This is a genomic window from Bordetella saccharivorans, from assembly GCF_045862855.1.
GTDB lineage: Bacteria > Pseudomonadota > Gammaproteobacteria > Burkholderiales > Burkholderiaceae_B > Bordetella_A > Bordetella_A petrii_F.
Genome location: NZ_BAAFZO010000001.1, coordinates 2,725,285 through 2,746,880, shown reverse-complemented (window position 1 = coordinate 2,746,880; position 21,596 = coordinate 2,725,285). Strand labels below are relative to the sequence as shown.

The window sequence follows — 21,596 nt, the reverse complement described above, 5'->3', positions numbered from 1 at the left end:
TGGCGATGAATGAAAGGGCGCGTCCGGGCGGCCGCTTCAGGCCGCCAGGCCGGCGGGCGTGCGGATGAATGGCGCAAAGCCCGGCAGCGCCTCGACCCGGCGCAAGAAGGCGTTGACCGCCGGGTAACCGGCCAGGTCGACATTCCCTTCCGGCGCCCGCGCCACGTAGCTGTAGATGGCCACATCCGCGATGGTCGGGTGCGCACCCGCCAGCCATTCGCGCGCGGCCAGGTGGCTCTCCAGCTTGCCGAGAATCGCGTGCGCCCGGGCGATCACTTCGGCGGCGTTGAATGTGGCGCCGAACACCGTGACCAGGCGCGCCGCGGCGGGGCCGTACGCGATCTCGCCGGCGGCGACCGACAGCCAGCGCTGCACGGCCGCGGCGCCCTGCGGATCTTCGGGCAACCAGTCGGTCCGGCCGGCCTTCTTGGCGAGATAAACCAGGATGGCGTTGGAATCGGCCACCACCGTGCCGTGGTCGTCCAGCACGGGCACCTGCCCGAACGGATTGAGCGCCAGGAAACCGGCCGTCTTGTGCGCGCCGGACGCCAGGTCGACTTCGACCAGTTCGTGCGGCAGCCCGAGCAGGGACAGGAACAGGCGGGCGCGATGGGCGTGGCCGGAAAGCGAATGGTGATAGAGCTTCATGAGGCATCTCCGAGAGTGGACGGCCCAGCGCCGTACCGTTCCCGAAGATTAATAAGGTCTATCGAAATACAGAATCCATAGTTTTGTTATTTCATCATTCCACTTACCGGAATAATCCGGCGCCCCGTGGGGAGAAAGCGACTGAAACAGTTTATACACACCGTAGCCCAGTCTGCGGGACTGACACAGGCGCCCGATGCTAACTTGCTTGCGAGGCGGGCGATTTCCAGTTCAACCCGCCGTATCTGTCTGGCTGCGTCGCAGGGACGGCCGGGCACAGGAGAATAATCATGAACATCACCAAACGAATCACTCAAGCCGCTCTGGCGGGCATGCTGGCATTTGGCATCAGCACTTCGGCGCTGGCCGACGAGCAGGGTCGCAACGCGATCATCGGCGCCGGACTGGGCGGCGTAGCCGGCGCATTGCTGTCGGACGGCGACCCCTGGATCACGCTGGGCGGCGCCGCCGCCGGCGGCGTCCTGGGGCACGTCATCACCGATGACGACGACCGCGGCCGCCACCGCCGCCACTGGGATCGCGACCGCGGCCGCGACCACTATTACAAGCGGGCCGGCTACCGGGGCCACTACAAGCATCGCGGCGACAAGCATCACTGGCGTCACCGCGACTGAGGTGGCGCGCCCTCCTGCCGAACCGCGCGCGGCCACACCTGCCCCGGCCATCGTGCCGGGGCAGACCGCGTTGCTGGTGATGCACTACCAGACCGACATCCTACGGCTGTTTCCCGCGGTGGCGCCGCTCCTGCTCGCCAATACACGCAAGCTCTGCGATGCGGCACGGCGCCGGGGCGTCGGCGTTTACTTTGCCAAGATCCATTTCAGCCCGGGGTATCCGGAAGTCAGTCCGTTGAACAAGAACGGACAGGGGATGAAGCAGCTGGGGCTGTTCGTCGACGACCATATTTCGCCGGAACTCGACCGGCGGGCCGACGAGCCGGTCATCCTCGCGCATCGCGCCAGCGTGTTCTACGGCACCGACCTGCAGGCGCGACTTGGCGCGCGAGGCATCGATACGCTGCTCATGGCGGGCATCGCGTCGACCGGCGTGGTGCTGTCCTCGGTCGCGCATGCGAGCGACGCGGATTTTCGCCTGTTTACCGTCAAGGATTGCTGCTACGACCCGGACCAGGTCGTGCACGAGCATCTTTTTTCCACCGCGTTCGAGTCGCGCACGACCGTGCTGTCGCTGGCCGAGGCCGTGCTGCTGCTGGACCAGGGCTAGGGCCTGCCCAGGCCTCTTTCAGCGCGGCCAAGGCCCCCGGCGCCCCTCCCCTTGCCGTCTATCGGCGCGCGCCCCGCAAATACGCGACCACTTCCTCGAGCTCTCCCACGAACCCGATCCTGTCCGCCTTGGACTTGCGCTGGTACCCGTACATCGGGTCGTAATATTCCACCAGCAGCCCTTCGATCCAGTCGCGGTGCCGTGCCACTGCCCCGCTGCGCCGCTGCTCGGCCAGCGCGCTGTCCATGATCGCCCGCAAGCGCGCGTGGCGCTCGCCGCCCAGGCGCCTGGCGATATTGTCCAGGCTCTGCCGCAGCCGTTCGCCGAACAGGTCGAAGCCGTGTTCGGCGCCATGCACCTGGACAAACTCCGCGCACAATTCGACGACATAGTCGCGCAGGATCCGCTCCACCCGGTTGTGCAGGCTGTCTTCGAGCCACACCACCGGGCTGCGCTGCATGGCCTGGAACAGGCCGACAGGCACGCTGCAACTGCCGATGCAGTGGCTTTCGTCTTCCAGCACGAACCAGGCGTGCCCGGCGGCCCGCTTCTTGAGGATATCGATGGCCAGCCGGTTCTCGAAATCGATCTGCGCCGGCTGCGCGGTGGCGTGCTTGCCGAAGCTGGAGCCGCGATGATGGGCATGCGCTTCCAGGTCCAGCCCGTGGTCCAGCCGGCGCAGCACGTCGGTCTTGCCGGTGCCGGTCATGCCGCCCAACACCACCAGGCGGCATTCGGCCACGGCCCGCTCCAGTGTTTCCAGGAGGAAGCCGCGCATCGCCTTGTAGCCGCCGATGATGCGCGGGTAGGCAATGCCGGCTTCGTCCCGCAGCCAGGCCTGCGTGATCTGCGAGCGCAGGCCGCCACGGAAGCAGTACAGGTAGCCGTGGGGGTGGGCGCGCGCGAAGCCGGCCCAGGCGGCGATGCGTTCGGCCTTGACGGCGCCGCTGACCAGTTGGTGCCCCAGCGCGATCGCGGCGTCCTGGCCGCGCTGCTTGTAGCAGAGACCGACTTGCTGCCGTTCGCTGTCGTTCATCAGCGGCAGGTTGACGGCGCCGGGGAAGGCGCCCTTGCTGAATTCGACCGGCGCGCGGGTATCCAGCAACGGGACGTCGCCGAGGAACAGCGCGCGGTAGTCGGCGGTGTCGTCGCGCATGGCCGTCCGGGCCGTCACAGCACTTCGACAGCGTGGCGCTGCCGCGGCACCAGTTCGCCAATGGCGCGCAAGTCCAGGCCCAGCTCGGCGGCCACGCCCAGGAACTCGGCCTCGCCTTCGGGCGCCACGGCCACCAGCAGCCCGCCGCTGGTCTGCGGGTCGCACAGCAGGTTGATGCGGTCCTGGCCGATGGGCGCGATGCGCTCGCCGTAGCTGTCGTAGTTGCGCGCGGTGCCGCCCGGCACGCAGCCTGCGGCCAGGTAGTGTTCGACGCCGGGCAGGCGCGGCACGTCGTCGAAGACGATGCGGGCGGTCAGGCCGCTGCCGTCGGCCATCTCGACCAGGTGGCCCAGCAGCCCGAAGCCGGTGACGTCGGTCATGGCCCGCACGCCGGCCAGGCGGCCGAAACGGCTGCCGGGCCGGTTCAAGGTGCACATCCAGTCGCGCGCCAGGTTGGCGTCCTCCGGACGCAGCCGGGATTTCTTCTCGGCGGTGGTCAGGATGCCGATGCCCAGCGGCTTGGTCAGATAGAGCCTGCAGCCGGCGGTAGCGGTGTCGTTGCGTTTCAGGCGCGCCTTGTCGACCACGCCGGTGACGGCCAGGCCGAAGATCGGTTCCGGCGCGTCGATCGAATGGCCGCCGGCCAGCGGGATGCCGGCGTCATCGCAGGCGGCGCGGCCGCCACGCACCACTTCGCGCGCGACCTCGGGCGGCAGCAGGTTGACGGGCCAGCCCAGGATGGCGATGGCCAGCAGCGGGTCGCCGCCCATGGCGTAGATGTCGCTGATGGCATTGGTGGCGGCGATGCGGCCGAAGTCGAACGGGTCGTCGACGATGGGCATGAAGAAGTCGGTGGTCGAGACCACGCCGCGCTGGTCGTCCAGGCCGTAGACGGCCGCATCGTCGCGCGAGGCGTTGCCCACCCAGAGCCGGGGGTCCAGGTTCTGGGCGCCGCTGCCGGCCAGGATCACTTCCAGCACCTTGGGCGAGATCTTGCAGCCGCAGCCGGCGCCGTGGCTGTACTGGGTAAGGCGGATGGGGGAATTCATGAGGATTCGGTCACAAGCTGATGGGAAGGATTCTAGTCCAGGCGCCCGCGGGGAGCCGCCTGCCGCGGGCATGGGTCAGGCGCCCGGCGACCCGGCCGCGCGCCGGATCGCGGCCTTGAGGTAGTGGATGAATGCCGCGACCTGGTCGGGCCGCGCCGCCAGCTCGTCGGCGGCGCGGCCCAGGTAGGCGTCGCGCGCCTGGGCCAGCACCGCACGATGCGCCACGGGCAGGCGTTGCAGCGCCCAGGCGGCGGCCGTGTCCTTGGCCGCGATCTTGCCGGTCACCACGCTGAACCAGATGCGCGCCAGCGCCAGCACGATATGGCGCTCCTCGTCCCGCCAGTCGGCCGGCTCGTTCCATTGGGCGATGGTATCGGCCAGCGCCTGGGCGAAATCCGCCGGCGGGACCGGCGCGAACAGCTCGTGCGCCGGTGGGCCCAGCAAGCTGATGCTGTGCTGCCGGACCTTGGTCAACAGGATCGCCAGGTCATGGTCTTCCATGGGCGGCTCGAACGTGCCGGCGCGCAGATCGTCGCGCAGCCACTCGCCGAACTGCAGCTCGCGCCGCGCGGGGTGGCGCCAGGGCAGCACCGCGTCGCGGGCCAGCACCGTGACTTCGAGCGCGCGGCATGCCGGATCGGTGCCGGGCCAGGCGGACACGTCCAGCAGATCCAGCATCAGCGCGCGCCGGACCGGCTCGTCCGGCGCGGCGCCGACCAGCGCCAGCAAATCGATATCGCTCTGGGGCCGCAGGCCCCCGTCGACGGCCGAACCGAACAGGTAGAGGGCTTGCAACGCGCCGCCCAGGTGGCGGTCGAGGATCGCGCGGGCGCGCGCCAGTTGCGGGATGATCTCGGCGGGAATGGATGCGGGCATGGTGCGGTATGGTACGGATTCCGTCATCTTTACCACAGCCCGGAACCGGACGCACACCATGCCCCCCATGCAGCATCCCTTCGCCATTCGCCGCCTTGACGCACAGGACGCGGCCACCTACCGCCGGCTGCGGCTGGAAGCGCTGCAAACCCACCCTACGGCCTTTGGCAGCTCATGGGAAGAAGAAAGCGTCCGCCCGGTCGAATGGTTTGCCGCGCGCCTGGCGAATCAACCCATGCTGGGCGGCTGGCGGGGCGAACGCCTGTGCGGCACCGCCGGCATTTACTTGGAACAGGGCCGCAAGACCCGGCACAAGGGCACCATCGTGGGCGTCTTCGTGCATCCGGAGGCGCGCGGCGCCGGCCTGGGGCAGGCCCTGGTCCGGGAACTGATCGACTATGCAACGGGCCGGCTGGACACCCTGCTGCTGACCGTCGAGGCCTCCAACACGGCGGCGTACGCGTTGTACCGCAAGCTGGGGTTCGAAAGCTATGGGCGCGAACCGCGCGCCTTGAAGATCGACGGCCGTTACTACGACGAGATCCTGATGGCGCTGCGCATGCCGGCCGCGTGAGGCTCAGCCCTGCGGTGGCCGCCGCGCCGACATCACCAGCCAGCGACCATACAGCGCCTGCCGGCCGCCGGCCTGGCGCCAGTAGTCGCGCTCGTCCGCGGACGGCGCGGCGCGCTCGCGCGAGCGGCAGTACGCGCGCGCCGGCAGGCCGGCCAGGTGCTCGACCAGGTACTTGGGCTTGGGCTCATCCACCTCGTGCAGCACGATCTCGCCGAACCCCTGGTGCGCCAGGAACAAATGCAATTGTGGGAATGACCACGGCACATAGGTGACGTAGTCGCCGCGGCGCTTGCCCACCATGGGGCTGAACCCATAATGGAAGCCGCGGGTCAGGTAGGCCAGCCGCGAACCCACGCGCCAGGTGTTGGGAGTGGTCAGGATGAGCCGGCCGCCGGGACGCAGGGCGCGGAATGCGCCGTCCAGCATCAGGCCGGGGTTGCGCAGCAGGTGGATGGCCTCGGCGCAGACGATGGCGTCGTAGCCGGCGGCGCCGGCCAGCGGGGTGTCGAGATCGTGTTCGCGCACCTGCCGGTACGGCAGTTCGGCGGCGGGGAATTCCCACAGGCCCAGGCCGTCGAGCGCGTCGAGCTGGAGCTTGCCGGCGGCCACCGCCTGCCCCAGCCAGCCGCTGCCGCAAGGCATGTCCAGCACGACGCGGGCGCCGTGCTGGCGCAGGATGGACAGCACGACGGGATAATAAGGCTTGGTGCGCATGCTGGGCGGGACACGGGTTGCTTACAGAACCCTGAATGTACCCAACCCAGGTTACATCACCAAGCGCGCAAGGCCACCGGGCGGCCGCCGCCCGGTCGATATACCAGCGATATCAGGCGACCGCGACCGGGATCTTGCCGATGCGGGCCTGCCATTCGCGCGGGCCGGTGGTGTGCACCGAGGTGCCTTGCGCGTCGACCGCGACGGTGACCGGCATGTCCTTCACGTCGAATTCGTAGATGGCTTCCATGCCCAGGTCCTCGAAGGCCAGCACGCGGGCCTGGCGAATGGCCTTGGACACCAGGTAGGCGGCCCCCCCGACGGCCATCAGGTAGGCCGACTGGTGCTCGCGGATGGCCTCGATGGCGACCGGGCCGCGCTCGGACTTGCCGATCATGGCGATCAGGCCGGTCTGCGCCAGCATCATGTCGGTGAACTTGTCCATGCGGGTGGCGGTGGTGGGGCCGGCCGGGCCGACCACTTCGTCGCGCACCGGGTCGACCGGGCCCACGTAGTAGATGACGCGGTTGGTGAAATCCACCGGCAGCTTCTCGCCCTTGGCCAGCATGTCCTGGATGCGCTTGTGCGCGGCGTCGCGGCCGGTGAGCATCTTGCCCGACAGCAGCAGGGTCTGGCCGGGCTTCCAGCTGGCCACTTCCTCGCGGGTGAGCGTGTTCAGGTCGACCTGCTTCGACTTGTTGTAGTCGGGCGCCCAATGCACTTCGGGCCACTCGGACAGGGCCGGCGGGTCGAGCCGCGCCGGGCCCGAGCCGTCGAGCTCGAAGTGGGCGTGGCGCGTGGCCGCGCAGTTGGGGATCATCGCCACCGGCTTGGAGGCCGCGTGGGTGGGGAAGGTGTTGATCTTGACATCGAGCACGGTGGTCAGGCCGCCCAGGCCCTGCGCGCCGATGCCCAGCGCGTTGACCTTCTCGTAGAGCTCGATGCGCAGCTCTTCGAGCTTGTTCTGCGGGCCGCGCTCGAGCAGCTCGTACATGTCGATGTCGTCCATGAGCGACTGCTTGGCCATCAGCATGGCTTTCTCGGCGGTGCCGCCGACGCCGATGCCCAGCATGCCCGGCGGGCACCAGCCGGCGCCCATGGTGGGCACGGTCTTGAGCACCCAGTCGACCAGCGAGTCGCTCGGGTTGAGCATGACGAACTTCGACTTGTTTTCCGAGCCGCCGCCCTTGGAGGCGATCTGCACGTCGACCTTGGCGCCGGGCACCAGTTCGACGTGCAGGATACAGGGGGTGTTGTCGCGGGTGTTCTTGCGGGCGAACAGCGGGTCGTCCAGCACCGAGGCGCGCAGCGGGTTGTCCGGGTTGGTGTAGCCGCGGCGCACGCCTTCGTCGCACAGTTCCTGCAGGGTGCGGCGGGTGTCGAAGCGCACGTCCATGCCGATCTTCAGGAACACGTTGACGATGCCGGTGTCCTGGCACAGCGGCCGCTTGCCCTCGGCGCACATGCGCGAGTTGGTGAGGATCTGCGCCATGGCGTCGCGCGCGGCCGGGCTTTCCTCGCGCTCGTAGGCGCGCGCCAGGTGGCGGATGTAGTCGACGGGATGGTAGTAGCTGATGAACTGGATGCCATCGGCGATAGACTGGATGAAGTCTTCTTCTTTGATGAGGACGGACATGGCGGTATGAACGGAAAGCGAATGGAAAACGGAAACCGGGAAAAACCCCGTGCGGGGCCCGCGGCGCGGCGGCAAGACGCGCGGCCGGGCGAGCCGGCCGCGCGCGATCGACGGGTTATTTTATGACCAGCCGGGGCAAGGGCTATTTGCCCTGCCACACGGGCTTGCGCTTTTCGGCGAAGGCGGTGGCGCCCTCCTTGGCGTCGGCGGAGGTGAAAATGTGCGCGATCAGGGGCCGCTGGCGGTCGAACATGCCCTCTTGTTCCCAGTCGGTGGCCTGGGCCACGATGCTCTTGGCGGTCTGCACGGCCAGGGGGCCGTTTTCGACGATGACGCGCGCCAGTTCCAGGGCGCCGTCCAGCGCCTTGCCGGGCTCGGTCAGGTGGTTGACCAGCCCGTAGCCGTGGGCGCGCTCGGCGCTGAGCATGTCGCCGGTCAGGATCACTTCCATGGCGATGTGGTACGGCAGGCGGCGCGGCAGGCGCAGCATGCCGCCGGAGCCGGCCACCAGGCCGCGCTTGACTTCCGGCAGGCCGAACTTGGCGTTGCTGGCGGCCACGATCAGGTCGGCCGCCAGGGCCATCTCGCAACCGCCGGCCAGGGCGTAGCCTTCCACGGCGGCGATCAGCGGCTTGCGCGGCGGCCGTTCGTTCAGGCCGGCGAAGCCGCGGCCGGGGATGAGCGGGCGCTGGCCGCTCTGCGCGAAGGCTTTCAGGTCCATGCCCGACGAAAACGTGCCGCCGGCGCCGGTCAGGATGCCGATGCGCACGTCATCGCGGCTGTCGAGCTGCTCGAGCGCGGCGGCCATGGCCTGCGCGGTCTCCAGGTTGATGGCGTTCTTGGCTTCGGGGCGGTTGATGGTGATGACCTGGATGCCATCGACGACGTCTACCTTGATCAGCTCGGACATGCGGGACTCCTTCTGGCCTGTCTCTGGGGCCTGGGTTATCTATAAGACTTGGGGGATAACCGAATGATACGACCATCGGCGCCGGCCCGCCGTGCGGGCGGCGGTGGTCACAATATTGACCAGGCGCGGAAGCGCCGTGCCCCCCCGGGTGGCGCCTATTTCGCCAGCGCGCGCACCGCGGCCACCAGCCGGTCGATTTCATCTGCGGTCGTCAGGTAGCTGACCGCCGCCCGCGCCACCGCCACAAGCCCGCGCGCCCGCATGTCGAGCGGCGTGTAGGGGATGCCGTTGGCGGAAATGTTGATGCCTTGCGCCGCCAGCGCGGCGCGCACCTCCGGCCCGGCCATGCCATCCACATTGAACGACACCAGCGCGGAACGCTCCTCGCCCAGGTCGTGCAGCGCCACGCCGGGCAAGGACGCCAGCCGCTCGCGCAACGCGCCCGCGTTGGCGTCGATGCGCGCGCGGATCGACGCCACGCCCAGGTCCAGTGCCTCTTGCAGGGCATTGGCCAGGCCGCAGACCAGCGCCACCGGCTGTTCGCTGGTTTCCAGGCGGCGCGCGCCACCGCGCAGCGCCGATACGCCGTCGGCATCCACCGGCGCGGACGAGGTGTCCACGAACGCCGGGGCCAGCCGCCCGGCGAAATCGTCGCGCACGTACAGCAGGCTCAGGCCGCGCGGGCCGCGCAGGTGCTTGCGCACCGGCGCCACCAGCACATCGCAGCCGACGGCACGTACGTCGATGGGCAACTGCCCCAGGGCCTGCGCCGCGTCGACGATATAGGGAATGCCGTGGCGGCGCGCCACCGCGCCAATGGCGGCGGCCGGGTTGATCAGGCCGCCATTGGCCGGCAGCCAGGTCAGGGAGATCAGGCGCACGCGCTCGTCCAGCATGGCCTGCAGCGCATCCGGCGCGGCGCGGCCGGCCGCGTCGCAGGGAATCGCCTCGATGCTGGCGCCGGCCCGCCCGGCGACCTGCTGCAGGGTGGCCAGGTTGCCGCCCCATTCCGAGCGGCCCACCAGGATGCGGTCGCCCGGCCGCCACGGCCCCAGGGCCGCGAAGGCGCGGCCCCAGGCATCGGAACAGCCGGAAGCGAAAGCCACTTCGTCCGGCTGCGCGCCGAGCAGGCGGGCGGCCCGCTGGCGCGCCGCGGTCACGCTGTCCTGGGCCGCCTGGGCGGCTTCCATCGGCCCGCTGGCGGCCTCGCGCTGCAGATGCTCCACCACCGCCTGCACCGTGGCGGCGGACGGCAGGGATGCGCCGGCATGGTTGAAATGCAGGACCTGGTCGATCCCGGGCGTGGCGCGGCGCAGCCGCGCCACGTCGGCGTCGGTCAATGTGGCTTGCGGCATGGGCGGCTCCCGCGCGGCTAGGGCTTGATCTGCACGATGGCCTCGACCTCGACGGCCACGCCGCGCGGCAGCGAGGCGACGCCCACCGCAGTGCGGGCGTGGCGACCCGCGTCGCCCAGCACGTCGACCATCAGGTCGGAAGCGCCATCGGCCACCGTGCTCTGGCGCTGGAAATCCGGCGGGCAGGCGACGAACACGCCCAGCCGCACTACGCGCGCCACGCGCGCCAGGTCGTCGCCGACCGCGTCGGCCAGTTGCGCCAGCACGCACAGCGCCGCCTGGCGCGCGGCCTGGCGGCCCTCTTCCTCGCTGAGGGTGTCGCCGACCCGGCCCAGGAACACCGCCTCGCCGTTGCGGCGCGGCACCTGCCCGGAAATGAACAGCAGGTCCCCCGTTTGCACTTTGGATACGTAGTTGGCGGCCGGGCCGGCGGCCGGCTCGAGAGTCAGGCCGAGGGACTGGACGCGGGCGGAAATGGTCGAAGACATGCTGGCTACCTCTGCGATGAAAACAATACAGGCCTCATCCTAGCCGTCCCGCGGCGGCTTTGGCGAATGAAAAATGGCGGCCCACGCATCAATGCCATTCATACATGCCGCTCACTCGGGCCGCCGCGCGGCCTCGGCCTGCACCCATTGGCAAAAGGCGGCGGCCGGCTCCGGCAGCGCCGTGCGCGGCAACACCAGCCACCAGCCGATGTCCGGATCCTCATAGACGGCGTGCGGCGCGGGCAGCACCAGCGCGCCGGCGGCGAGCAGCGGCTGGACCAGCCGATGCCGGCCCATGGCGATGCCCTGCCCGCCCAGCGCGGCCTCGATCACGATGTTGTAGTCGTGCAGGTGCAGGGTGCGGGCGCCGGACAGGTCCACGCCGTGGGCTTGCGACCAGATTTCCCATTCGAAGGGATGGCGCGAATGCGAGACCAGCAGCGGATGGCGCAGCAAGTCGTCCAGCGACTTGAGCTGGCGCCGCCGCCCCAGCAGGCCCGGCGCGCAGACCGGCGCCAGGCGCTCGGGCATCAGCTTGACCAGGTGCGCGTCGGGCCAGTGTCCCCGCCCGTAGCGGATGGCCAGGTTCACGTCGCCCGCGGCCACGTCGGCCAGGCCGATGTCCGGCACCAGTTGCAGGCTGATGCCGGGATGCGCGCGCGTGAACGCCGGCAGGCGCGGCACCAGCCAGCGCGCCGCGAACGAAGCCAGCAGGCCGACCTTCAACTGCGCCTCGGCGCGCTGCGGCGCGCGCGCCTGCCGCGTGGCCCGCGCCAGCAGTTCCAGGGCGGCGCGCACCTGGTCGTAGTAAGCCTGGCCGCGCGGCGTGAAAGCGATGGCGCGGGTCCGGCGCACGAACAAGGGCCCGCCCAGCTCGCGCTCGAGCTTGTTGATCTGGTGGCTGACCGCGCTCTGGGTGACGAACAATTCGTCGGCGGCGCGGCTGAAACTCAAGTGCCGGCCGACCGCCTCGAAGGCGCGCAGCGTCGTCAGCGGGGGCAAGTGGCGCAAGGGGTCCATGGACTGGCGGCGCAAAAACGCCATGGTAGCGCGTTCAATATCTTGACCACCTCTGCGCGGGCATGAATTTGCGGGGCTTGGCGCTCGTATAGTGGCCGCTGTCGCCAGTCATTCCATCATTCGAGAGTATTCATGCCCACTGCCCCCGCCACTCCCACCTACATCAAGTCGCCCGCCGCCCGCGCCCAGGACAGCGTCGGCGCCATCGAGGACACCGTGCGCGAGATCATCGCCCAGGTGCGCGCCCGCGGCGACGCCGCCGTGCGCGAGTATTCCCTCAAATTCGACCGCCAGGACACGCCCGTGCTGGAAGTCGGCATGGACGCGCGCCTGCGGGCCGTGGCCGACCTGGACGCGCAAACGCGCCAGGACACCGAGTTCGCCATCGAGCGGGTGCGCGCCTTCGCCGAGGCGCAGCTGGCGACCGTGCTGCCGCTCGAGGTCGAGCCGCTGCCGGGCCTGCACCTGGGCCATCGCGTCATTCCGGTGCAGCGCATCGGCGCCTATGTGCCGGGCGGACGCTATCCGATCCTGTCGGCGCCGGTGATGACCATCGTGCCGGCCAAGGTGGCGGGCTGCGAAGAAGTGATCGCCTGCCTGCCGCCGGGCGCCCATCCGGCCATGATCGCCGGCTGCCACCTGTCCGGCGCCGACCGCATCTTCCTGGTGGGCGGCGCCCAGGCCATCGCCGCCATGGCCTGCGGCACGGAATCGATCCCGGCCGTGGACAAGATCGTCGGGCCCGGCAACGCCTATGTGAACGAAGCCAAGCGCCAGGTCTTCGGCGAAGTCGGCATCGATCAGCTGGCCGGGCCGAGCGAGATCTTCGTGGTGGCCGACGAGACGGGCGACCCCGACATGATCGCCACCGACCTGCTGGCCCAGGCCGAGCACGACGTGCGCACCCGCGTGGGCCTGATCACCACCAGCGAGCCGCTGGCGCGCGCCACGCTGGCCGCGGTGCAGCGCCAATTGCAGGACCTGCCCACCGCCGACGTGGCGGGCCGCGCCTGGCATGACTACGGCGAGATCGCGCTGTGCGCCGACGAGGCGGCCATGCTGGCCTATTCCGACCAGGTGGCGGCGGAGCACCTGCAAGTGCACACCCGCGACCCGCACGCCACCAGCCTGAAGCTGCGCAACTACGGTTCGCTGTTCATCGGCACGCTGGCCAGCGTGGTGTATTCGGACAAATGCTGCGGCACCAACCATACGCTGCCGACCATGGGCGCCGGCCGCTATACCGGCGGCCTGTGGGTGGGATCGTTCCTGAAGGTCTGCACCCACCAATGGCTGGACCAGCGCGGCGTGGCGGCGGTCGCGCCGCCGGCGGTGCGCCAGAGCCGGACCGAAGGCATGGAAGGCCACCGCCGCGCCGCCGCGCTGCGGCTCGGCTGACAGCCGCCGGGCGCCGGCCGGCGGAGCCGGCGCCCTCGCCACCTATCATCCGCACACAAGGGGAACAAATTGAAACTGCACACGCTACTCGCCGGCCTGCTCATGGCCACCGCCGCCCTCGCCGGGCCCTCCCAGGCCCAGCAGCCCTATCCGTCGCGCCCAATCAAGCTGGTGGTGCCGTTCCCGCCCGGCGGCACCACCGACGTGCTGGCCCGCACCATCGCCGATCCACTGGGCAAGCTGCTGCAGCAATCGGTGGTGGTCGAGAACCGCAGCGGCGCGGCTGGCCGCATCGGCAGCGAATTCGTGATCCGCGCCGAACCCGACGGCTACACGCTGGGCATCGCCACGGTCAGTTCGCACGCGGTCACGCCCGTGGTCTACGACGATATCCCATACGACGTCACCCGCGACCTGGTGGCCATCACGCGCCTGGCCTCGGTGCCCAATGTGCTGACCATCAGCCCCAAGGTGCCCGCCACCGACATGCAGTCGTTCATCGCGCTGCTCAAGAGCCAGCCCGGCCACTACGCCTATGGCTCGGCGGGAGCGGGCTCCGAGGCCAACATGATGGGCGAACTGTTCAAGCTGAGCACCGGCACGGAAATGATGCACGTGCCCTACCGCGGCTCCAGCCCGGCGCTGCAGGATGCCCTGGGCGGACAAATTGCGGCCGTGTTCGACAACCTGCCCTCGTCGCTGCCGTTCATCCGCAATGGCGATCTCAAGGCGTTGGCGGTCGCGTATCCGCAGCGCCTGGAAGCGCTGCCCGACGTGCCGACCTTCGCCGAAGCGGGCGTGCCCGAGGTGAATGACGCGTCGTGGTTCGGCCTGGTCGCCCCCAAGGGGACGCCCGACGAGATCGTGCAGCGCATCTACGAAGCGGTCCGCCAGGTGCTCGCCATGCCGGACGTCAAGGAACGGCTGGCCGGCTTCTCGGCGGTGCCGGTCGGCAATCCGCCACGCGAATTCGCCGCCGAGCTCGCGGCCGAGATCGACAAGCAGCGCCAGACCGCCGAGCGCGCCCACATCAACCTGAAATAGGCCCGCGGCCTGCACGGAGACCGGCCATGCCGAGTTCGCCCTACCGCGTCCTGGTGGCGCAGCTGTTCCAGGAAACGCACGGGTTCACGCCGGTCGCCACGCCGCTGGCGGCGTTCGAGATCGAGGAAGGCCCGGCGATGCTGGCCGCCAACGCGGCCGCCGATTCGGTGCTGGGCGGCATTCTGCGCACCCTGCGGGCGCGCGGCTGCCAGCCCGTGCCGACGCTGGCGGCGCGCGCCCGGCCCGGCGGCCGGGTCGAGGACGCGGCCTATGCCAGGCTGCGCGACGGCATCCTGGCGGTCGCCGCTGGCGGCGGCTACGACGCCATCGCCCTGTGCCTGCATGGGTGCATGCAGACCGCCAGCCTGGACAGCGCCGAGGCCGACCTGCTGGCGCGGCTGCGCCGCATCGTCGGGCCGGCGATGCCCATCGTGGCGGGTTTCGACCTGCACGGGCATGCGGTCCCCGCGATGCTGGGCCAGTTGGATTTCGCCTCGGCCTACAAGACCAACCCGCACGGCGACGCCGCCGCCACCGGCGAGCGCGTGGCCGCGCAACTGCTGCATATGCTCGATAGCGGCGAACGCCCCATCGGCGTCAGCGTGCACGTGCCCATGCTGACGCGCGGCAACGACGAGACGGCCCGCGGCCCGCTGGCCGCCCTGCATGCGCGGGCCGCCGCCGCCGTGGCATCCGGCGAGGGCCTGCTGGACGTGTCGGTGTTCAACGTCAATCCGTTCATCGACGGCCCGGGCGTGGGCCAGACAGTGGCCGTCTACGCCCGCGCGGGCGCGCGCGCACCGGCGCGCCGCCTGGCGCTCGACCTGGCGCGGACGCTGTGGGACGAGCGCGACCGCTACGTGCATGCGCTGCCAGACGTGGCGACGCTGCTGCGCGCCCACCCGCGCCATGCCGGCAAGCTGGTGATCGGCGATTTCGGCGACCGCGTACTGGCCGGCGGCCCGGGCGACAGCATGCACGTGCTGGAGCGCTGCCTGGCCCTGACCGACAAACGCATCGCCGCGATCGTCACCGACCCGGCCGCCCTGGCGCGCTGCCAGCGCGCCGGCGTGGGCGCCGAGGTCGCGTTCGCGGCGGGCGGCGCCTACAGCCCCGGCTGCCCGGCCCTGCCGGTGCAGGGGCGCGTCGCGGTGCTGGGCGATGGCGTCTTCCGCAACCGCGGCGTGTTCATGCGCGGCGCCACCTTGCGCCTGGGGCCGCATGCCGTACTGCGCCAGCCACGCTACGACCTGCTGATCACCCAGGACGCGGTCATGTCGCAGGACCCCGGCTGCTACCTGGACGCCGGCATCGACCTGGACGCGGCCGACATCATCGTGGTGAAGTCCGGCTATCACTTCAAGCTGGCCTTCGACACGCTGGGCGCCTGCGCCTGCGCCGAAACCCCGGGGCTGACCGGTTATCACCCCGAGCGCCTGCCGTTCGCGCGGGCCCGTCCGCTCTACCCGCTGGACGCCCTCGACTTCCAGCCGCGGGCGGTCGACCTGGACACCTTGCCGCGCGGCTGATGCGCGATGCGCGCGGGCGTGTATCCTGGCGGTCGAGGCTATCCGGGGAGGACCACGCCATGCCGAGAATCGGGGCAGATATCAGGGAATTACGTCGCCGGCGCGGGCTCGGCATTCGCGAGGTCGCGCAGCGCTCGGGCGTGTCGCATGCCTCGATCTCGCTGATCGAGCGCGACAAGATCAGCCCGTCGCTCGATACGCTGGCCGCGGTGCTCGACGCCCTGGGCACCACCATCGTGGGCTTTTTCTCCAGCAGCCGGCTGCTGGTGGCCGAATCGCCGTTCTACGGCCCGGAAGACCTGCTCGAAATCGGCAAGACCAGCACGATCTCGTACCGGATGATCGGCAGCCGCTTTCCCAACCGCGCCATGCTGATGATGCAGGAGCGCTATGCGCCGGGCACCGACACCGGCGAGCTGTTCAGCCACAACGCCCAGGAGGCCGGCCTGGTGACCGCCGGCGCCATCGAGGTCACGGTGGGCGACAAGACCCGCGTGCTGCGGGCCGGCGACGCTTATTATTTCGACAGCCGCACGCCGCACCGTTTCCGCAACGTCGGCGAAGGCGTGGGCGAAATCGTCAGCGCGGTGACGCCGCCCACCTACTGAACCGGTCGGATCCGTCCCCGCCGCGCGGCCCGTCGCCCCGCCCGCCGCCGGGGCCAGTTAAAATGGCCGGTTTCCCGCGCCAGGAACTCCCGGGCCGCCCGCGCCGGCCGGCCCAGGCAGGCCGGCGCGCTCCGAATTCCAAGAACCTATGCTCACTTTTCAGCAAATCATCCTCACGCTCCAGGAATACTGGGACAAGCAGGGCTGCGCCCTGCTGCAGCCCTACGACATGGAAGTCGGCGCCGGCACCTCGCACACCGCCACGTTCCTGCGCGCCATCGGTCCGGAACCCTGGCGCGCCGCCTATGTGCAGCCCTCGCGCCGCCCCAAGGACGGCCGCTACGGCGAGAACCCCAACCGCCTGCAGCACTACTACCAATACCAGGTGGTGCTCAAGCCCGCGCCGCCGGAAATCCTGGACCTGTACATCGGCTCGCTGAAGGCGCTGGGCATCGATCCGGCCCGGCACGACATCCGCTTCGTCGAAGACGACTGGGAAAACCCCACGCTGGGCGCCTGGGGCCTGGGCTGGGAAGTCTGGCTCAACGGCATGGAGGTCACCCAGTTCACCTACTTCCAGCAAGTGGGCGGCCTGGACTGCACCCCCACCACCGGCGAAATCACCTACGGCCTGGAACGCCTGGCCATGTACCTGCAGGGCGTGGAAAGCGTCTACGACCTGGTCTGGACCGAAGGCGCGCACGGCAACCGCGTGCTGTACCGCGACGTGTTCCACCAGAACGAGGTCGAGCAGTCGACCTACAACTTCGAGCACGCCTCGGCCGACATGCTGTTCGCGCACTTCAACGACTACGAGGCCGAGGCCAGGCGCCTGATGGACGTGCCGCTGGCGCTGCCCGCCTACGAAGCCACCCTGAAGGCCGCCCATACCTTCAACCTGCTCGACGCGCGCGGCGCCATCAGCGTGACCGAGCGCGCCGCCTACATCGGCCGCATCCGCAACCTGTCGCGCGCGGTGGCGCAGGCCTATTACGACTCCCGTGAACGACTGGGCTTCCCCATGCTGGCCACCAACCGCGCCGGGGAGGCTGCCTGAATGACGACGAACACCCGCCCCCTGCTGGTCGAACTGCTGACCGAAGAACTCCCGCCCAAGGCCCTGCAGAAGCTGGGCCAGGCCTTCGCCGAAGGCGTGCGCGCCACGCTCGGCCGCCACGGCCTGCTGGCCGAAGGCTGCCAGGCCGTGCCCTACGCCACGCCGCGCCGCCTGGCGGTGCGCCTGTCGGCCGTGCTGGGCCAGGCGCCCGACCAGGCCTACGCCGAAAAGCTCATGCCCGTGAAAGTGGGCCTGGACGCCGACGGCAAGCCCACGCCCGCCCTCTTGAAGAAACTGGCCGCCAAGGGCCTGGAAGGCGCCGACCCGGCCGCGCTGGCGCGCGAATCCGACGGCAAGCAGGACTACCTGGTGGCGCGCGGCACGGCCGCTGGCGCCAGGCTGGCCGACGGCCTGCAGGAAGGCTTGCAGGCCGCGATCGACGGCCTGCCCATTCCCAAGGTCATGCGCTACCAGCTGGCCGACGGCGTCACCACCGTGAAATTCGTGCGCCCCGCGCACGGCCTGGTGGCGCTGCACGGCGCCGACGTGGTGCCGGTCGCGGCGCTGGGCCTGCAGGCCGGCCGCCGCACCCTGGGGCACCGCTTCATGGCCGACGCCCCCATCGACTTCCCCGCCGCCGATGCCTACGAGACCGCGCTGGCCGAACAGGGCCGCGTGGTGGCCTCGTTCGAAACGCGCCGCGCCGGGATCGACCGCCAGTTGCAGGACCACGCCGCCCGCCTGGGCGCCACGCTGGGCGACGACCCCGAGGTGGCCGCCCTGCTGGATGAAGTCACGGCGCTGGTCGAACACCCCACCGTGTACGTGGGCCAGTTCGACGAGCAATTCCTGCAGGTCCCGCAGGAATGCCTGATCCTCACCATGCGGCTGAACCAGAAGTACTTCCCGCTGTTCGACCCGGCCACCGGCAAGCTGACGCACCGTTTCCTGATCGTCAGCAACATGCAGGTCGACGACCCGGCCAACATCGTCGAAGGCAACCAGCGCGTGGTGCGTCCGCGCCTGGCCGACGCGCAGTTCTTCTTCGACACCGACCGCAAGACCCCGCTGGCCGCGCGCGTGGAACAACTGGGCAACATCGTCTACCACAACAAGCTCGGCACCCAGCTCGAGCGCGTCGAGCGCGTGCGCGCCATCGCGCGCGGCGTGGCGGCGCTGCTGGGCGGCGACGCCGCCGCGGCCGACCGCGCCGCCCTGCTGGCCAAGGCGGACCTCGGCACCAACATGGTGGGCGAATTCCCCGAGCTGCAAGGCATCATGGGCGCCTACTACGCCGCCGGCGACGGCGAGCCCGCCGACGTGGTGCGGGCGCTGCGCGACCAGTACCGCATCCGCCTGGACGCCCCGGTCGCCGCCGACACGCTGACCGCGGCCATCCTGTTCATCGCCGAGCGCGCCGAGACCCTGGTCGGCATCTGGGGCATCGGCCTGGCGCCCACCGGCGAACGCGACCCCTTCGGCCTGCGGCGCGCCGCGCTGGGCTTGATCAGCGCGTTCGAACAATTGGCGGCGGGCGGCCTGCTGGCCGCCAGCGCCGACGGCCCCCTGTCGCTCGACGGCCTGCTGGCGCTGGCCGCCGGCACCTTCCCGGCCGGCAAGATCGCGCCCGCGACAGCGGACGAAGTGCGCGCCTTCGTGTACGAACGCTACCGCAACCAGCTGGCCGCCGATTTCGACCGCAACGCGGTCGACGCCGTGATCGCGCTGGCGCCGCCGCTGCACCAGGCGGCCGCCCGCGTGCGCGCCGTCACCGCCTTCGGCCAGTTGCCCGAGGCCGCCAGCCTGGCAGCCGCCAACAAGCGCATCGGCAACCTGCTCAAGAAGGCCGAAGGCGAGATCGGCGCGGTCGACGCCGCCCGCCTGGCGGAGCCCGCCGAACAGGCCCTGGCCGCCGCGGTCGCCCGGCTGCGCCCGCAGGCCGAGGCACAGCTGCAGGCCGGCGACTTCGCCGGCAGCCTCAGTACGCTGGCCCAGGCGCGCGAACCGGTCGACGCTTTCTTCGCCGACGTCATGGTGATGGCCGACGACCCCGCCGTGCGCGCCAACCGGCTGGCCTTGCTGGCCCAACTGCACGGCCTGATGAACCAGGTGGCCGACATCTCCAGGCTGGCACAGTGAAGCTCATCATCCTCGACCGCGACGGCGTCATCAACCAGGACAGCGACGCCTTCGTCAAGAATCCCGACGAATGGATCGCCCTGCCCGGCAGCCTGGCGGCCATCGCGCGCCTGTCGCAGGCCGGCTACACCGTGGTGGTGGCCAGCAACCAGTCCGGCCTGGCGCGCGGCCTGTTCGACATGGCCACGCTGAACGCCATCCATGCCAAGCTGCACCGCGAGCTGATGCAGGCGGGCGGCATCATCGACGCCATCTTCCTGTGCCCGCACGGCCCCGCCGACGGCTGCGCCTGTCGCAAGCCGCTGCCCGGCATGTACCATGACATCGCCAGCCGCTATGATGCCGACCTGGCCGGCGTGCCGGCGGTGGGCGACTCGCTGCGCGACCTGCAGGCGGCCGCCGCGGCCGGCTGCGCGCCCTGGCTGGTGCTCACCGGCAACGGCATCAAGACGCGCGACAAGGGCGGCCTGCCGGCCGGCACCCGCATCGCCGCCGACCTGTCGGCCGTCGCCGACGCCCTGCTACAGGAAGCCTGACCGATGGCCTGGCTGCGTTCGCTGTTCTACATGGTGTTCCTGGTCGTCACCGTCATCCCGTACGCCATTGCCTGCATTCTGTGGGCGCCGCTGCCGCTGCACTGGCGCTACAAGCTCACGGTGGGCTGGCCGCGCCTGGCGATCTGGGGCGCGCGCGCCTTCTGCGGCATCCGCTGGCAGATCAAGGGCGCCGAAAACCTCCCCGACGGGCCCGCCATCCTGCTGTCCAAGCACCAGTCCGCCTGGGAAACGCTGTTCTTCCCGGCCCACATGCCGCGCGAAGTCTGCTACGTGTACAAGAAAGAACTGCACATGCTGCCGTTCTTCGGCTGGGGCCTGGCGCTCCTGCGCATGATCCCCATCGACCGCTCCAAGGGCCGCGACGCCTTCGAACAGGTCATCCGCCAGGGCCAGGTGCGGCTCGACGAAGGCCGCTGGCCACTGCTGTTCCCCGAGGGCACGCGGGTGGCGCCCGGGCAGGCCGGGCGCTTCAAGATGGGCGGCGCCCTGCTGGCCTCGCGCACCGGCGCGGTGGTGATCCCGGTGGCGCACAATGCGGGCGAATGCTGGCGCCGCAACGCCTTCGTCAAGCAGCCGGGGCTGATCACCGTGTCCATCGGGCCCGCGATAGAATCGCAGGGAATCTCCCCCGAGGACCTGAACGCCAAGGTACAGGCCTGGATCGAAGGGGAAATGCGCCAACTCAATCCCGAAAGGTATGCCCAGCAACGGTCAGCTTGAACTGCTGTTCACCGAACCCGAGCCTGCGGCGCCCGGCGCGCCGCAGGCGGCCCCCCTGCTGACTCCGCCGGCGCCGGTCGCCGCGTCCACGGTGGCCACGCCGCGCCCCGATCCCCTGCCGCCCGGCGCCCGCTGGCGCGAAGTCGCCACCGAGCAGCAAACCATCGGCTTCGTCCTGCTGCGCTCGCGCCGGCGCAGCATCGGCTTCGTGGTGGCCGACGACGGCCTGCGCGTCACCGCGCCCAACTGGGTCACGCTGACCCAGATCGACGACGCGGTGCGCGAGAAAGCGCGCTGGATCCTCGCCAAGCTGCGCGACTGGCAGGCCCGCAAGGAACAACTGGCCATGTCCCGGACCCGCTGGCAGCCCGGCGGCGAACTGCCCTACCTGGGCCGGCGCATCGTGCTGGGCATGGGCGCCGACCGGCGCCAGGCGTTCCTCTCGGGCGATGCCGACGCACCCAACGACGGCGACACCCTCTGGCTGGCCCTGCCGGCCGACGCCGACCAGGCGCGCATCCGCGACGCCGCGCAGGCCTGGCTGCAACAACGCGCCGGTGCCTGGTTCGGCGCGCGCCTGGCGCATTTCCTGCAGGTCAGCGGCCTGAAGATCCGCCGCTGGCGCCTGTCGTCGGCGGCCACCCGCTGGGGCTCGTGCACCAGCGACGGCAACATCATGCTGAACTGGCGCCTGATCCACTTCGCGCCGTCCATCATCGACTACGTCATCGCGCACGAGCTCGCCCACCTGCGCGAAATGAACCACAGCCGCGACTTCTGGGCCGAAGTCGGCAACATCCTGCCAGGCTTCGAAGAAGCCAAGAACGTGCTGCGCCGGCACGATCCCGCCAGCCTGCCGCAGTTCTAGCGGCC

At 70.3% G+C, this 21,596-nt stretch carries 22 protein-coding genes; 12 read left to right on the top strand and 10 right to left on the bottom strand.

Features of this window, described 5'->3' with window-relative positions:
- Window positions 1–36: 36 nt before the first annotated feature.
- The gene (locus ACKTT0_RS13140) at window positions 37–648 is read right to left on the bottom strand and encodes a glutathione S-transferase family protein (RefSeq protein ID WP_407850315.1); all 612 of its coding nucleotides are present in this window, start codon (window positions 646–648) and stop codon (window positions 37–39) included.
- Window positions 649–938: 290 nt separating this feature from the next.
- On the opposite strand from ACKTT0_RS13140, the gene ACKTT0_RS13135 reads away from it, so the two are divergent.
- Window positions 939–1,283 (top strand): hypothetical protein, encoded by a 345-nt coding sequence (locus ACKTT0_RS13135; protein ID WP_407850314.1) that lies wholly within the window; start codon window positions 939–941, stop codon window positions 1,281–1,283.
- Window position 1,284: 1 nt separating this feature from the next.
- A complete protein-coding gene (locus ACKTT0_RS13130; RefSeq protein ID WP_407850313.1) occupies window positions 1,285–1,893 on the top strand; it encodes a cysteine hydrolase family protein in 609 nt (202 codons plus the stop codon).
- Window positions 1,894–1,951: 58 nt separating this feature from the next.
- Here the strand turns inward: ACKTT0_RS13130 and mnmH are convergent, their stop codons facing one another.
- The 3 genes from mnmH to ACKTT0_RS13115 form a co-directional block, all read right to left on the bottom strand.
- Window positions 1,952–3,049 (bottom strand): tRNA 2-selenouridine(34) synthase MnmH, encoded by a 1,098-nt coding sequence (gene mnmH, locus ACKTT0_RS13125; RefSeq protein ID WP_407850312.1) that lies wholly within the window; start codon window positions 3,047–3,049, stop codon window positions 1,952–1,954.
- 14 nt (window positions 3,050–3,063) lie between these two features.
- A complete protein-coding gene (gene selD, locus ACKTT0_RS13120; protein ID WP_407850311.1) occupies window positions 3,064–4,098 on the bottom strand; it encodes a selenide, water dikinase SelD in 1,035 nt (344 codons plus the stop codon).
- Between the two features lie 75 nt (window positions 4,099–4,173).
- On the bottom strand, window positions 4,174–4,974 hold the full coding sequence (locus ACKTT0_RS13115; protein ID WP_407850310.1) for an AadA family aminoglycoside 3''-O-nucleotidyltransferase: 801 nt from the start codon (window positions 4,972–4,974) through the stop codon (window positions 4,174–4,176).
- A gap of 58 nt (window positions 4,975–5,032) precedes the next feature.
- Here ACKTT0_RS13115 and ACKTT0_RS13110 point away from each other — a divergent pair, with 58 nt between their 5' ends.
- Window positions 5,033–5,548: a GNAT family N-acetyltransferase gene (locus tag ACKTT0_RS13110; protein WP_407850309.1), complete on the top strand. Its 516-nt coding sequence runs from the start codon at window positions 5,033–5,035 to the stop codon at window positions 5,546–5,548.
- Window positions 5,549–5,551: 3 nt separating this feature from the next.
- On the opposite strand, the gene ACKTT0_RS13105 is transcribed toward ACKTT0_RS13110, so the two are convergent.
- The 6 genes from ACKTT0_RS13105 to gcvA all read right to left on the bottom strand — a co-directional run bounded on the left by ACKTT0_RS13105 (window position 5,552) and on the right by gcvA (window position 11,671).
- On the bottom strand, window positions 5,552–6,262 hold the full coding sequence (locus ACKTT0_RS13105; protein ID WP_407850308.1) for a class I SAM-dependent methyltransferase: 711 nt from the start codon (window positions 6,260–6,262) through the stop codon (window positions 5,552–5,554).
- Between the two features lie 112 nt (window positions 6,263–6,374).
- The gene (locus ACKTT0_RS13100; RefSeq protein ID WP_407850307.1) at window positions 6,375–7,898 is read right to left on the bottom strand and encodes a fumarate hydratase; all 1,524 of its coding nucleotides are present in this window, start codon (window positions 7,896–7,898) and stop codon (window positions 6,375–6,377) included.
- Between the two features lie 142 nt (window positions 7,899–8,040).
- A complete protein-coding gene (locus ACKTT0_RS13095) occupies window positions 8,041–8,808 on the bottom strand; it encodes a crotonase/enoyl-CoA hydratase family protein (protein WP_407850306.1) in 768 nt (255 codons plus the stop codon).
- A 155-nt stretch (window positions 8,809–8,963) separates the two neighbouring features.
- Window positions 8,964–10,163, bottom strand: a complete 1,200-nt coding sequence (locus ACKTT0_RS13090) for an aminotransferase class V-fold PLP-dependent enzyme (protein ID WP_407850305.1) — start codon at window positions 10,161–10,163, stop codon at window positions 8,964–8,966.
- Window positions 10,164–10,180: 17 nt separating this feature from the next.
- Window positions 10,181–10,651, bottom strand: a complete 471-nt coding sequence (locus ACKTT0_RS13085; RefSeq protein ID WP_407850304.1) for a RidA family protein — start codon at window positions 10,649–10,651, stop codon at window positions 10,181–10,183.
- 111 nt (window positions 10,652–10,762) lie between these two features.
- Entirely contained in the window at window positions 10,763–11,671 is a 909-nt protein-coding gene (gene gcvA / locus ACKTT0_RS13080; RefSeq protein ID WP_407852425.1) for a transcriptional regulator GcvA, read from the bottom strand.
- 132 nt (window positions 11,672–11,803) lie between these two features.
- Between gcvA and hisD the strand changes: the two genes are divergently transcribed.
- From hisD to ACKTT0_RS13035, 9 genes are all read left to right on the top strand, one after another.
- Window positions 11,804–13,069 (top strand): histidinol dehydrogenase, encoded by a 1,266-nt coding sequence (gene hisD, locus ACKTT0_RS13075; RefSeq protein ID WP_407850303.1) that lies wholly within the window; start codon window positions 11,804–11,806, stop codon window positions 13,067–13,069.
- 102 nt (window positions 13,070–13,171) lie between these two features.
- A complete protein-coding gene (locus ACKTT0_RS13070) occupies window positions 13,172–14,113 on the top strand; it encodes a Bug family tripartite tricarboxylate transporter substrate binding protein (protein ID WP_407852424.1) in 942 nt (313 codons plus the stop codon).
- A 26-nt stretch (window positions 14,114–14,139) separates the two neighbouring features.
- Window positions 14,140–15,642: a M81 family metallopeptidase gene (locus ACKTT0_RS13065; RefSeq protein WP_407850302.1), complete on the top strand. Its 1,503-nt coding sequence runs from the start codon at window positions 14,140–14,142 to the stop codon at window positions 15,640–15,642.
- Window positions 15,643–15,701: 59 nt separating this feature from the next.
- The gene (locus tag ACKTT0_RS13060; protein WP_407850301.1) at window positions 15,702–16,250 is read left to right on the top strand and encodes a cupin domain-containing protein; all 549 of its coding nucleotides are present in this window, start codon (window positions 15,702–15,704) and stop codon (window positions 16,248–16,250) included.
- 148 nt (window positions 16,251–16,398) lie between these two features.
- Window positions 16,399–17,307 carry a glycine--tRNA ligase subunit alpha gene (gene glyQ / locus ACKTT0_RS13055; RefSeq protein ID WP_028356740.1) on the top strand — a complete coding sequence of 303 codons (909 nt, stop codon included), beginning with the start codon at window positions 16,399–16,401 and terminating at the stop codon, window positions 17,305–17,307.
- Window positions 17,308–19,446 carry a glycine--tRNA ligase subunit beta gene (gene glyS, locus ACKTT0_RS13050; protein ID WP_407850300.1) on the top strand — a complete coding sequence of 713 codons (2,139 nt, stop codon included), beginning with the start codon at window positions 17,308–17,310 and terminating at the stop codon, window positions 19,444–19,446.
- Window positions 19,443–19,982: a D-glycero-beta-D-manno-heptose 1,7-bisphosphate 7-phosphatase gene (gmhB, locus tag ACKTT0_RS13045; RefSeq protein ID WP_407850299.1), complete on the top strand. Its 540-nt coding sequence runs from the start codon at window positions 19,443–19,445 to the stop codon at window positions 19,980–19,982. Before glyS ends, gmhB begins: the two co-directional genes overlap by 4 nt.
- 3 nt (window positions 19,983–19,985) lie before the next feature.
- On the top strand, window positions 19,986–20,723 hold the full coding sequence (locus ACKTT0_RS13040; RefSeq protein ID WP_407850298.1) for a lysophospholipid acyltransferase family protein: 738 nt from the start codon (window positions 19,986–19,988) through the stop codon (window positions 20,721–20,723).
- Window positions 20,701–21,591 (top strand): M48 family metallopeptidase, encoded by an 891-nt coding sequence (locus ACKTT0_RS13035; RefSeq protein ID WP_407850297.1) that lies wholly within the window; start codon window positions 20,701–20,703, stop codon window positions 21,589–21,591. The genes ACKTT0_RS13040 and ACKTT0_RS13035 overlap by 23 nt, the downstream gene beginning before the upstream one ends.
- The last annotated feature ends 5 nt before the right edge of the window (window positions 21,592–21,596 follow it).